Here is a 13,039-nt window from a genome sequence, read left to right on the forward strand (position 1 = left end):
CTCCGCTTTTCAAGATCTGCGACCGCTTCGATCGCCTCTAACAACGCACGAGCCGCCACAACTTCGGTGTATCCGCGCCGTTGGGCAATGCGAATGGCCGCTTCATCGGCCTCCAGTTCCCGTCGTGAACTTCGCTGCGATCGCACAATTTGCAGCCCAGCTAGAGCCGTCAATCCCCCCGCCACCAAAGCTCCTACCAAGTCTGCTTGGGACAGTTCTACCACCGTTCCCAATACACCTGCCAACGCTGCCCCCTGATATACGTCAACCTTGAGCCACTGCACCCCGTTCAGCCACGACACTGTTCTCAGCAGCAATACATCCCGCTGAGAGCGAGACAAGGTTCCCCATAGGTCAAAATTAATAAAAATTGGGCGAGATTGTGCCCACGGCTTCGGTAACGCGGCCTCAATGACAGCGGGCTGTTCTGGCTTACTAGCCACCTTACACAGCATCCGACCCGAAGCAGGCATGAGATCCATCAGATGCAAAAGTTCAGAGTCAGGATTGATCATAAGGATGCTCAGAGAAACTGCAAGCTGTTGGTCAGCGTCGAAAACGCAGCCGGAACCTCTTCGGCGGAAACTGCTGTTGCGGCTACTAGCAATACTGTAATTCCTTTCTCAGTTTGAAGCGCTAAAAGTTCGCCCCCCACGGGTTGCGCGACTCCGCCCAGGGTTAACTGCCCCGTCCAGGAAATCTGAACACCCCCTGGCACTGATCGATAGGGGGTGGCCTGAAACCCTTCGCCTCGACTAAAGATACCTTGGGCAACCTGGGCTAAGGCGGCATCGCTGAGGGGGCGATCAAACGAATTTTGCACTTGAGGCACGGTGACAACGGTGTAAGCGAGATGACCGTCCGGTGCTTCAATCAGCGGTGAGTTGCCGATCGAGGTAACGCCATATCCCTCTAAGATCCCAATCTGATAGTTATCTTGGGTATCGACAAAGTGTCCATCTAGGGGAATGGATGCCGTAGTTTGGTTGATTTTCTGAAGTTCGGCCGAGTTGGAGGCCGAAGACGCCGCGTTAGGATTGGCGGGCGGTGTACCGGGAATCCTAACGGCAGGAAGATTTTGGGATTCCTCAGACACGGTGGTGGCGATCGCCCCTGACGCTAGAGATGCCTGCACAGGCGTAACAATCCAAATATGACGACCCCATAGCGCAATGACAAGCGCTGTGAGGATCAGCAACCCCAGCAACCAGAGGCGATTTCTCTTCATCCCGGTACCCTACTGGACAGCGTAACCAACGGTGATCCTGTTCCCTGCAGGCTGACCATACGTAGCCTTGAACCCTCAATAACCTGTAGCTATCGTACCAGTAGATGTTGGGTTGGCATCATCCGTCAATGTCTAAACAGTGGGATGGGCAAACCCTCAGGTTTAGTTACCGGAGTCTGCCTATACGCAAAAGGACTCTACACACCGTGTGAATAGTTCCACCCCGACACTCAACGCTGTTTCGTCAAAATCAAACCGAGGATGGTGATGGGGATAGGCCAAATCGAGGGACGGATTTGCGGCACCCAGGAAAAAGTAGCAGCCGGGTACTTCCTGCAAGAAGAAAGACATATCCTCACCCCCCATCGTCTGACACTCTGGCACCACGCCAGCAGCGGTTTCGATGACCTGCTCCGCGACGGATCGCACCAAATTTGCGATCGCCTCATTGTTGATCAACGGCGGATACAGTTGCCAATAGTCCAAATCGTAGTGCGCCCCGTAGGTTTGGCATACACCCGCGACGATTTGTTCAAACCGTTCCTGGAAGAATCCATCCAGAGAGGGATCAAAATAACGAATTGTACCTGTTAGCTCGGCAGAGTTCGCAATCACGTTATTGGCTTTACCTGCGTGAAAACTTCCTACGGTAACCACCCCCGATTTAAGGGGATCAACATTCCGCGACACGATCGTTTGTAGGGCATTCACCACCTGGGATGCAACGACGATAGAATCTACGGTTTGGTGAGGCATTGCGCCGTGGCCTCCCTTTCCGCGAATTTTGAGTTCAAAGAGTTCGACTGCCGCCATCATGGGGCCACTGCGAATGCCGACGGTTCCCAAGGGCAGATTATTCCACAGGTGTAGACCAATCACGGCATCCACGTCCGGATTACGCAGTGCCCCCGCGTCAATCATCGGCTTCGCACCACCGGGGCCTTCTTCGGCAGGCTGAAAGATGATCTTAACGGTGCCCGCAAAGTTGGAACGGTGGGTCGCCAAGTAGTAGGCCGTACCCAGGGCGATCGCCACATGACCATCATGACCGCAGGCGTGCATCAAACCATCCCGAAGCGAACGGTAGGCCACCTGATTTTCTTCCTGAATCGGGAGGGCATCCATATCAGCTCGAATTGCCAACACGGGGCCAGGGCGATCGCCCTCAATCACCGCAACAATACCCGTCTCTGCCACTTCGGCTTGGTACGGAATCTGCCACTCTTTTAGCTTTTCGATAATAAAAATGGCCGTTTGCTGTTCTTGAAATGCGAGTTCTGGACGCTGATGCAGGTGCCGTCGCCAGTTTACAAGCTGCGGTTGCAAAGCTTGAATATCAGCACGGATACGAGACGGATTCACCGGGAGAGGTTGAAGAGTTGTAGCTTGCATAGTTCTTCAAATGGGCAAGTGTTTGAGAGGCACCGTGCTTAAGTTAGTGCAAATCGGCTCTAGCATGGGGCTTTCTCTCTTCAGGTTAATTCATGGCTCCTCGGAGTTTCGACTTGCAGGGTTTTAATCTGTCAAAAATTTAAGTTTTGCTGATAAATGTGTAGCTCGAATCGGGCGATCGCCCCTTGAAACCCGATGACGATCCCCAGAATCACTAGGCCACTGCCAACCCTTTGTCTAGGATCTAAGGCGGGACTACGCGGAAAATGGGAACCGCGATGACAATGGCATGATTTGTTCTAAATCCAGATCGGAGGCTGCTTGGGCTAGACGAGATAAGTTTGTTGGATCATCCAGATAAGGCATACAGCCCAAAATGGGAACATGGGCGAGCGATCGCAAAATCCTATCCGGTACGAGTGCATTCACCTCATCCACGGTGTAGGGCTGCGTACAGTTCAACACAATCCCTTTGAGATGAACGCGCATTTGTCGGGCTAAGGCCACCTGCGCTATGGCCTGAGCGATCGCCCCTGCCTGTACCGGAACCACCAACAGGGTAGGTAATCGCCAATCCCACGCGAGATCAGCCATGACGGTATCGGAGGTTAGGGGCGTGCCCAAACTGCCTAGTCCTTCCAGGAGTACCCACTCCCGCTGAGCAGTGAGAATCTGGAACTGTCGCCAAATGCGATCAAAGGCGAGCGATCGCCCCTGCTGGGCAAGCTCCACAGGCAAGGGAAGCGTCGTCGAAATCACCTCTGGTGTAATCTCCTCCGGGGACTGATACGGATGAAATAGGGTGGTATAAGTGGTGCGATCGCGATCGCTCACCGCCACAGGCTGCATCAATCCTAGGGTCTCTGGATGACGGTAGGTATGCCAGTAGGCAGCCAACGCCGACATCACGACCGTCTTACCCACAGCGACATCCGTTCCGACAATCAGCAGTGCGTTCAAAACCCTACTCTCCTACAACGCTAAGGTCGAGCGTAAAGAAATCCTGGTTATCAGAATAAACGTCAATGACGAACGTGCCACTTTCATCCAAGGTTCCTTGCCAAAAGATAACGCCATTGGCACCAGAAATGGGCGATCCGCTCGGACGATAGACATCTAAGCGCACATCACCCTGGGTAATTTGGGCACTCATGATTTGCCCCTCTTGAGCCTGTAGCAGGTAGCGGCGTACCAGCGATGGCCCCACCCGTGCCGACACCTGCGCGCCCGACGATCCGTCTGGAAACTGCACGCGTTCGGATACGATTTCCGGTTCGGGTTCAGTGGTTTCCGTAGGCGTGGGGGAAGGTTCCGTGGGCGTCGGTTCTGGCTCCTCGGCAGATTGGAGTTCTAGAACTAGGTCATAGTTGCTCGCCGTTACCCCACGGACAGGCTGGATCTGCACCACGTATTCCCCAGAGTAGTCCAGGGTTCCTTCCCAGGATCGCACCCGCCGCGCCCGCGCAATCGGCTCTCGGTTGGGCGCATAGATGGTCATGAGGACCCCTTCTTCCGTCAGTCCAGCCTTCAGAGTTTGCCCCTGCTCTGCTGTAAAGATATAGTTCACCGTTTCGTTGGCCTTAAGATTGCCGTCCAGGGATACCGGAACATCAGGTTCTAAGGTGATGCGCTGGCTGTACTCCACAGGCTGAGTCGTTGGAGTTTCGGTGGGAGTACTGGTTGGACTCGCAGTCGGCGTTTCGGTGGGCGTTGGGCTGGGGGTTGGCTGAGTCGGCTGCTGGGAAAGAATGGCGCTCCACACCGCCCAGGAGGTAATGCCCGTAACAATGGCAAGTCCCAAACACATGAGAAACACGGCCCACGGGTTATCCCACATGGATGAATTGCTCGGCTTGGCCGGGGAGGGTACGGCCTGGGTCGGAGAGTAGGAGGGGGGAGCCGCATTGGTGGGGGTGTATTGCCGCCCCACGGCTACGGTGGGCATCGCCGATACATTGGGAGTCGATGGAGATGCCGCTGGGTAAGGATTGCTCGGCTGGGCGATCGGCTGGGTCGGGTAGGAATACCCCATCGTTTGCAGCGCATTCATCACTTCAGCAGCAGATTGGTAGCGATCGCCTGGACGATAGCTCAGCATTCGGTTCAAAATCGCCGCAAAGCCCGGACTGACCCTCGCCCAATTTTGCCAGTGCCAGACCAAGGCGCGATCGTCATACAAATCACGAGGTTCTCGACCCGTCAGGAGCACAACAGCAGTGGCAGCCAGGGAGTATAGGTCGCTATTGGGGTAGGCTTGCCCCGTCTGCATTTGTTCACCGGGGGCATAGCCCATCTTGCCCACCGTCGTATACTGGGGCGCGGTGGTGGCCTGTACCCGTGTCGCTATTTCTTTGACCACACCAAAATCAATGAGCACCGGCAGATTATCGGTCTGGCGGAGAATAATGTTTTCCGGGGAAATATCCCGATGCACAATGCCCTTACTGTGGATATGGGCCAGGACGGGTAACAGTTGCCGCATGAGTTGGAGCACTTCTGCTTCGGAAAAAGTCATGCTGCGTGCCTGCCGATCCTCTAGCAGTTGGCGGAAGGTCTTGCCCTGCACGTAGTCTTGGACGAGATAAAGCCGCTGATCGTCTTCAAACGTGGCACGAAACTGCGGCACTTGGGGGTGGTTGATTTGGTAGAGAACGGCAGCTTCCCGCTGAAAAAGCTCTTTCGACTTTTGCAGCATTTGTTCGCTGCCCAGCATGGGAATAAATTCTTTGAGGGCACAGCGTTCATTGAAACGTCCTTGGTCTTCCGCTAGGTAGGTTCGACCAAAGCCCCCTTGCCCAAGAACACCGAGCAAGCGGTAGCGGTTTTGAAGCAGAGTTCCGTTCGGGAGCGGGGGTTGCATGGTAGCTAATCGATATCCTTAGCGCAAACCATCATAATCCAACATTGAGGATACATGCTCAATCTACCTAAAAGCTCGGTTGTGAACCGATAGCGAGGATCCAGGATCGTGAGCGGCATACGGCAGAGATATAACGGTTGGCAGACCTATGTTGGCCGGATCCGGCGGAAGGTTGAATGGTAGAGTTCAGAACCAGATGGGTATTCAGGCAGATTTATTTGCTATTAATTGCCACAGTAAACGATGAGGTCAATTTCCACATCGCCTTGCCCCGCCAAACCTAGAACTCCGACGGTGGTACGACCAGGCAGCGCATCAGTATCGAAATAGGAGGCATAAATCTCGTTCACCACGGAAATGTCGCGAATATCGGTCAGGAAAATGCGTGCCATCGTCACCCGATCCAAGCTGGTGTTAGCGTGCTCCAGAACTAGCTTGAGATTTTCCATGACTTGCCGAGTTTGATCCGCAATATCACCGCGGCTGATCACTCCCGTTTCGGGATCTTGGGGAAGTTGCCCAGTGACAAATAGAAAATCACCCGCCCGCACCGCATGGGAATAGGGAGAGGGAGGAGGCAAAATATTATTGGGTAAGGTAATCCGTTCAAACATATGGCGTTCCTACGTGATTTATGAAAAAGATGAGTTGTGAAATGTGCGCCCCGTCGGGGCGCACATTTCACAATCCAAATAGGATTGCTATAGTCCATTGAATTAGGTTTGGGTTGTCCTACCCAGGATCAGCCTGGATGAGGTGCATCCTTTATACCAGGTTTCCTACTCTGTCTATTGTTCAAATTCGCTATTTGTGAGTTGCGATCGCCCCGCTCTCGCGTTAGAGTGCATAGCGTGAGTGCCTTAGGAGAGGATTGTTGTGGCAAGAACAGCTTCTACGATGCTGCCTTTGGGAACCCCCGTTCCTAGCTTTCAACTCCCGGATACGGTGTCAGGGGCGATGATTTCACCCGAAACGTTTGCGGACAAGAAAGGGCTGTTGGTGATGTTCATCTGCCAGCATTGTCCGTTTGTGAAGCATGTGCAGCAGGAACTAGCCCAATTAGGGAAGGATGTGCAGGCCGATATTGGGGTCATTGCCATTAGCGCCAATGACATCGCGAACCATCCTACGGATGCCCCTCCCTATCTGAAAGCAATGGCCGAAACCCTGGGGTTTACCTTCCCCGTGTGCTATGACGAAACCCAGGAGGTCGCGAAAGCCTTCACCGCTGCTTGTACACCCGACTTTTTCCTCTTTGATGGCGATCGCCAACTCGTCTACAGGGGGCAGCTCGACGACAGCCGACCCGGAAACGACAAGCCCGTGACCGGAGCCGATCTCCGAGGGGCGATCGCCGCGATCCAAGTCGGAACGCCCGTTAATCCCGATCAACAGCCCAGTATTGGCTGCAATATTAAATGGAAACCCGGAAACGCCCCCAGTTATTACGGCTAGGGAAAGATAGCGTCCTCTAATCGCGGTCGAGAACTACTGAATAGATTGCGCTGTCTGCTGCTGGCTGTAATACATTGCTTGCAGCACAAACGCCGGGTCGACCCAATTGCCATCGTACTTTAAGCCCCAGTGGAGGTGAGGTCCAGTAGTGCGTCCGGTCATACCGACTCGACCAATGCGATCGCCTGCTACCACCGTCTGGCCTTCGTAAATTTTCAGTCCACCATCCCGATCAATCATGTAGCGCCCTTGGGTGTCAGAATCTACGTAGCCGCTCATGTGGCAGTAGATGTGCAGCCACGATCCCGACTCCACCACAACGGACGTACCGCAATTGCTGTCGTCCGACACTTCCACCACCGTTCCTGACCACCAGTTGCGAACATAGCTTCCTTCAGGCGCAGCCATATCTAACCCATAGTGAAATTCTTGGGAGTACCCACCGTCTGGCGAGGAACGGTAACCAAAGGGAGACGTATAGGTTTGGAAATCCTCAACTGGGAAGGATGCGCCCTGCCACTCACTCAACGCCGCAATTTGAGTCGGATTTACCTGAGCGGTGGACGCGATCGCCGCTTGCGTATCCGATGCTTTATCACCCATGGATTTTGTATCTACCGCAATGCGAGAGCGATCAATGGTAGATTCTGAAGTGGATGGGGCGATCGCCTCTGCCTTCGCAGGTGGAACAGAGGCTTGAACCATTGCAGATTCAGTCGGTTTGTCGAGGGGAATGAACGAGAGGTTTTCCAGTCTAGAGGGCACCTCAGGTACGCTAAACTCTAATGCGCGTCCAATGCGCTCATGGAAACCTAAAACACCCATGATCGTTAAGCCTGTGCTCAACGCCACCATTCCTTTTTTAAGGCTGAACAGGTTTTGTACTGGCATTGCCCTTAACTCTCCGCTCTCTAACACCACAAGCACACGCTAAACCCTAGGTTTAGGATGCAAACACAACATAGATCTCGCTCGAACTAACCTCTAAAAACCGCGCAATGTCTTAGAGTTGAGCAGTTTGCGAATTAATTAATCCTGAAATCTTAACTCTTGCTTATGGCAGATTTAGCGTGTACAACTACTCCCAAAGCTAACACTAACCATCACGATAATCGACAGGCAAACCAAATGTATCAGAAAATGCGTTAACTTTTCTGAAGGAGCTTTGCAGGAGTAACGAAGAGAGTTTGAACGTTTCGTTCCTGAGGTAGCCGAGTTTTGCGTAGTTCGGCTGTGGTTCTCCTGTTTGTAGACGACTACCGTGATCGCGTCACAACCGAGATTGAGAAAGGCTCTAAGCGATGAGTAGCCACTTGTCTAAAGGTTCCTCATAATTGAGGTGAAGATTTGATAGTCTATGGTGCATCGTTCCGCATGGACAACGTAGCTTGCCTAGACTGTACACACGCTGAATTCCCCATTTCGGTGGGTCGCATGTTCAGTTTTTTGCTTGATTGGGCGTCTGCTGATTCCTCCTATTCTGCATGTTGCCGTTGCTCCCGCGCTGCCAATCCTACCCCGACCTATGATCCAATCTTCTGCGAGTATGTTGGCTACCCTGTCTCAGGGCGATCGCGATCGGAACCTTGCTCGCGTTGTCGAAGGGCTGTCCGTTCAGAACTTCCGAGAGCTGCTCGACCAAATCACCTACGAGTTTGAATTTTTCCTCAAGGCGATCGATCTGATTAACAACAATGCGCTGGAAACAGTATTAGAACAACTCCTCGAAGCCTTCACCCTCAAAATTGGTCAAATCCTCAACGCCGATCGCACCACCATTTTTCTACTGGATCACGAAAAAGAGCAGCTTTGGTCGAAAGTCGCCCAAGGGGAAAAGGATCAAGGACGGGAAATTACGATTCCCATGACGGCAGGCATTGCCGGACATGTGGCGAAATCGGGGAAACCCCTCAATATTCCCGACGCCTACAGCCACCCCCTCTTCAATCCTGATGTCGATCGTCAAACCGGATACCGCACACGAAATATTCTCTGTATTCCTATTCTTAATCGACAGGAACAGGTCGTAGCGGTCGTTCAACTCATCAATAAACACGGAAGCTCCGCCTTTAATACCGCTGATGAGCTGCTGTTTCAAGACTTTGCTAGTTCCATCGGCGTTATTCTTGAAAGCTGCAATCTGTTTTACATTGCGGCGCGCAAACAGCGGGGAGCCGAAGCCTTGCTCAAAGCGACCTCCTGCCTTGCCCAAAGTTTGGATCTCGAAAGAACCTTGGGAGTGGTAATGGATGAGGCTCGCGATTTGATGAACGCCGATCGCAGCACGCTTTTCCTGATCGACCGGGAGAAAAATGAGCTGTGGTCTAAAGTGGCCGTTGCCGACGGTCAAAACTCCCTGGAAATCCGTGAAATTCGCCTCTCGGTCACCCGTGGCATTGCGGGCTACGTCGCTTCAACCGGACAAACCCTCAACATCCCCAACGCCTATGAAGATCCCCGCTTTGATCCAACTGTCGATCGGGAAACGGGCTATCGTACCCGCAATATTCTCTGCATGCCTGTCTATAACTCTGTGGGCCTGCTAATTGGCGTTACACAGTTGATCAACAAAAATCAGGGCAACTTCACCAGTTCTGATGAAGAGTTTATGCAGGCATTCAATAGCCAAGCCGGAATTGCGCTGGAAAATGCCCAATTGTTTGAAAGCGTCATGCTGGAAAAGCAGTATCAACGGGATATTTTGCGGAGCCTATCCGATGCGGTGATCTCGACGGATTTACAAGGCCGCATTGTCACCATTAACGAGGCGGCCCTGGAGCTTTTGGGCTGTCCACGGGAAGAAGATACCCGTGACCAGCAAAACTCTTGGACGAAACACTTGGTAGGGCGTCAGGTGTGGGAGGTGGTACCCATTGAGAATCTCCGCATGCGGATTGAAGATAGCTTAACCGTGGGTGCGCGCCACTACGTCCCCGAACAAACCCTCAACTTTGGCCTGTTCCAGCCGTCGATAGATGACAAGACCAAAGGAATGCCGATACTGGTCGTGCGCGATCGCACCGCGAGCGATCGCTTTCTGCCGTGGAATGATCGGAATCAGGCGGCAGACTGTGTGGAGGCAGGACTGTCCATTCCAGCCACTCAGGTTATGGAAATTGAGCGGAGTTTGAACCTAACCGTCAATCCGCTCACCAATCCCGAAGGCCAAGTCCGGGGAGCCGTGGTGGTGTTAGAAGATATCAGCCAGGAAAAACGGATGAAGGCAACCATGTATCGCTACATGACGCCCGGTGTTGCCGATAAGGTCATGGCCTTGGGTGAACATGCGCTGATGCAGGGAGAACGGAAAGAAGTGACGATCCTGTTCTCCGACATCCGAGGCTATACCTCCCTAACCGAGAAATTGGAAGCCTCTGACGTGGTGTCGCTGCTGAACAACTATTTTGAAACGATGGTAGAAGCGGTGTTCAACTGCCATGGAACCCTGGATAAGTTTATTGGCGATGCGCTGATGGCGGTATTTGGTGCGCCGCTGCCCCTCGAAAATCATGCCCTGATGGCCGTCCATTCTGCCCTAGATATGCGCCGCCGCCTCGATGAATTTAACACCCAGCGACGATTTGATGCTCAGCCCGAAATCCGTATTGGAATCGGGATTAGCTCCGGGGAAGTCGTATCGGGAAATATTGGCTCCCGGAAACGCATGGACTATACCGTGATTGGCGATGGCGTCGATATTAGCTCTCGTCTGGAAGGCGTGACCAAGCTCTATGGAGATTTGGAGCAAAGCTGCAATATTATCCTCAGCGAGTTTACCTATCAGTACTGTAAGGATGTGGTGTGGGTGCGCGAACTGGATCGTATCCGGGTGAAAGGGAAGGTGAAACCGATTAGCATTTTCGAGCTATTGGGCGATCGCACCACCCCGCTAGATAACACCATGCATGAATTTCTCGATAGCTACAACGCTGGGCGCGATGCCTACCGAAACCGTCAATTCCCAAAAGCGATCGCCCTGTTTGAGCAGGCTCAACACCTCCGTAAGGGCGATCGCACGGTGAATATGTATCTTGAGAGAACCCGCGAATACATCAAAAATCCGCCACCGGAGAATTGGGACGGAGTTCACACCCTAACCATGAAATAAGGTCAGTCCTGGCAACAAAGTTAGTCTGCCTGCGTCGATCGCTTTGGTGACCGATTTGGTGTCATGATTTCTAAGGTTGTATCGTCTGACATAGTGATACGGAATCCGATTCGTAAAGTAGCACTATTTCAGCGACCCCTCCCAAGCTCCCCTACCCTACGGGAAGCCGCTTCGCGTCTAGGGTAAGAGGATGTGCCGTCAGGCGGTGGGGTTTAGTGCCACCCTATAGCAGGATTTCGTATGAAAATCCGAATTCTTGCGGTGGATCTGGGAGTTATGCCATAGCATCTAGACTCTGGGCGATCGCGTTAGTATGAGGATTAATCCAAGCTATCGTTATGAAAGGTATGGCCTCCTAAACCTCATTCGGTTTCTGTTTTCTATCGGTTGGTTTTACAGGTTAGCTCTTATTCTAGACTGTTGGATGTTTTGCACGTATGGCTAGTCGTTTGTATCGTCCCGCTCATCCGTCCTGTCCCCCTCAACGCCGGAACGATAGTCTTCTGGTTGAGGCTGCAAAGACAGTTGGGCTAGCGTTAGTGTTATCGTTGGGTTTGCGCCATTTCGTCGCGGAAGCTCGGTACATCCCGACTGGCTCAATGCTGCCCACGTTGCAGGTCAATGATCATCTCGTCATTGAAAAGATTAGCTACCGATTTCATGCCCCTCAACGGGGTGACATCATTGTTTTCATGCCCTCAGAGCAGCTTCAAGAGCAAAATCCAGAAATCTTTAAAGATGCATTCATCAAACGGGTTATTGGTTTACCGGGTGAAACCATTGAGGTCAAAAACGGTACAGTGTTCGTGAATGGAAAACCGTTGACCGAAAACTACACCGCTGCTCCGCCAGAGTACGTGTATGGGCCAGAAGTCGTGCCTCCTGACTCCTATTTAGTATTAGGCGACAACCGCAACAACAGTCTTGATAGCCACATTTGGGGATATGTCCCCAGAGAGAACATCATTGGACGGGCATCGGTGCGTATTTGGCCTCCCAATCGTGTCGGCGAAATTGGGCCACAGCCTCCCTATGCTGGAGCGTCGGGTGAATGAGCGAGAAACCCTCCAGTCCGGCTATCGATAGTCCAAAGGCTGCACAGCCTACCGAGAATCCCTGGTTAGAATGGCTAAAAACCCTGGGTGTAAGCCTGGTATTAGCGATAGGAATTCGGCATTTTATTGTGGAGTCTCGCTTTATTCCATCAGAATCGATGGTTCCGACCCTGCAAGTGAACGATCGCCTGTTGGTGGAGAAGCTGAGCTACTACGCTAGGGATCCCAAACGGGGGGACATTATTGTTTTCTTGCCACCGGAAGGAATGAAGGAAATGTCCCCTGGATTTCACCAAGCGTTGATCAAGCGGGTGATTGCCACTCCGGGCGACACATTTGAGATGCATGGCGGCGTTGTGTATATCAACGGAACGGCGATCGCCGAAGACTACACTGCCGATGAACCGTGCCTGGACTACTGTGACCTTTCTGCGGTCACGTTACCGGAAGACGCCTATATTGCCCTGGGTGACAATCGCAACCGCAGCAGCGATAGCCGCGTTTGGGGATATGTGGATCGGGATGATGTGATTGGTCGGGCTTGGATTCGGATTTGGCCGCCGAGTCGGTTTGGCGCGATCGATGCTCAGCCCGTTTATCCGGTTGATGGCCCCAATGCCCTAAATTCGGTTGCACCCAGCACGAAATGAGATGGATTCTGCTTGCATCTCAAGTCTGGGACATGGACTCGCCACCGATGGTGCACCGTCAATGATCAGGTGATACTGAATCTGATTCGCAAAGTAGCACTATTTCAGAGCCCCCTCCCAACCTCCCCTTGCTCTAGACGCGAAGCGGCTTCCCGTAGGGTAGGGGAGGTGCCGTCAGGCGGTGGGGTTAAGTGTCACCCTATAGCAGGATTCCGTATGACGTTTGATCAAAGTTTGGCGATCGCCCCTCATAGCAGGATATGCCGACAGTGTTCTCCTCCCCTACCCTCG

The 13,039-nt window shown here is 52.8% G+C and carries 11 protein-coding genes; 4 read left to right on the forward strand and 7 right to left on the reverse strand.

What is annotated here, in order from left to right:
* The 6 genes from IGR76_18345 to IGR76_18370 all read right to left on the reverse strand — a co-directional run.
* Positions 1 to 512, reverse strand: a 512-nt coding sequence (locus IGR76_18345) for a DUF3318 domain-containing protein (protein ID MBF2080418.1), incomplete at its 3' end; no start/stop codon positions are given.
* An 11-nt stretch (positions 513 to 523) separates the two neighbouring features.
* On the reverse strand, positions 524 to 1,228 hold the full coding sequence (locus IGR76_18350; protein MBF2080419.1) for a hypothetical protein: 705 nt from the start codon (positions 1,226 to 1,228) through the stop codon (positions 524 to 526).
* A gap of 180 nt (positions 1,229 to 1,408) precedes the next feature.
* On the reverse strand, positions 1,409 to 2,620 hold the full coding sequence (locus IGR76_18355) for an amidohydrolase (GenBank protein MBF2080420.1): 1,212 nt from the start codon (positions 2,618 to 2,620) through the stop codon (positions 1,409 to 1,411).
* A gap of 255 nt (positions 2,621 to 2,875) precedes the next feature.
* On the reverse strand, positions 2,876 to 3,580 hold the full coding sequence (bioD, locus tag IGR76_18360; GenBank protein MBF2080421.1) for an ATP-dependent dethiobiotin synthetase BioD: 705 nt from the start codon (positions 3,578 to 3,580) through the stop codon (positions 2,876 to 2,878).
* Positions 3,581 to 3,584: 4 nt separating this feature from the next.
* Entirely contained in the window at positions 3,585 to 5,480 is a 1,896-nt protein-coding gene (locus IGR76_18365) for a protein kinase (GenBank protein ID MBF2080422.1), read from the reverse strand.
* A 224-nt stretch (positions 5,481 to 5,704) separates the two neighbouring features.
* Positions 5,705 to 6,094 (reverse strand): RidA family protein, encoded by a 390-nt coding sequence (locus tag IGR76_18370; protein ID MBF2080423.1) that lies wholly within the window; start codon positions 6,092 to 6,094, stop codon positions 5,705 to 5,707.
* Positions 6,095 to 6,356: 262 nt separating this feature from the next.
* Here IGR76_18370 and IGR76_18375 point away from each other — a divergent pair, with 262 nt between their 5' ends.
* Positions 6,357 to 6,935 carry a thioredoxin family protein gene (locus IGR76_18375; GenBank protein MBF2080424.1) on the forward strand — a complete coding sequence of 193 codons (579 nt, stop codon included), beginning with the start codon at positions 6,357 to 6,359 and terminating at the stop codon, positions 6,933 to 6,935.
* A gap of 33 nt (positions 6,936 to 6,968) precedes the next feature.
* Here the strand turns inward: IGR76_18375 and IGR76_18380 are convergent, their stop codons facing one another.
* Entirely contained in the window at positions 6,969 to 7,538 is a 570-nt protein-coding gene (locus IGR76_18380) for a M23 family metallopeptidase (protein ID MBF2080425.1), read from the reverse strand.
* A 922-nt stretch (positions 7,539 to 8,460) separates the two neighbouring features.
* On the opposite strand from IGR76_18380, the gene IGR76_18385 reads away from it, so the two are divergent.
* From IGR76_18385 to lepB (IGR76_18395), 3 genes are all read left to right on the forward strand, one after another.
* Complete coding sequence (locus IGR76_18385; protein ID MBF2080426.1) at positions 8,461 to 11,043, forward strand: GAF domain-containing protein; 2,583 nt, start codon at positions 8,461 to 8,463, stop codon at positions 11,041 to 11,043.
* A 437-nt stretch (positions 11,044 to 11,480) separates the two neighbouring features.
* A complete protein-coding gene (gene lepB / locus IGR76_18390) occupies positions 11,481 to 12,098 on the forward strand; it encodes a signal peptidase I (GenBank protein ID MBF2080427.1) in 618 nt (205 codons plus the stop codon).
* A complete protein-coding gene (gene lepB, locus IGR76_18395; protein ID MBF2080428.1) occupies positions 12,095 to 12,748 on the forward strand; it encodes a signal peptidase I in 654 nt (217 codons plus the stop codon). The genes lepB (IGR76_18390) and lepB (IGR76_18395) overlap by 4 nt, the downstream gene beginning before the upstream one ends.
* The last annotated feature ends 291 nt before the right edge of the window (positions 12,749 to 13,039 follow it).

Origin of the sequence: Synechococcales cyanobacterium T60_A2020_003 (assembly GCA_015272205.1) — a bacterium.
Taxonomy (GTDB): Bacteria; Cyanobacteriota; Cyanobacteriia; order RECH01; family RECH01; genus JACYMB01.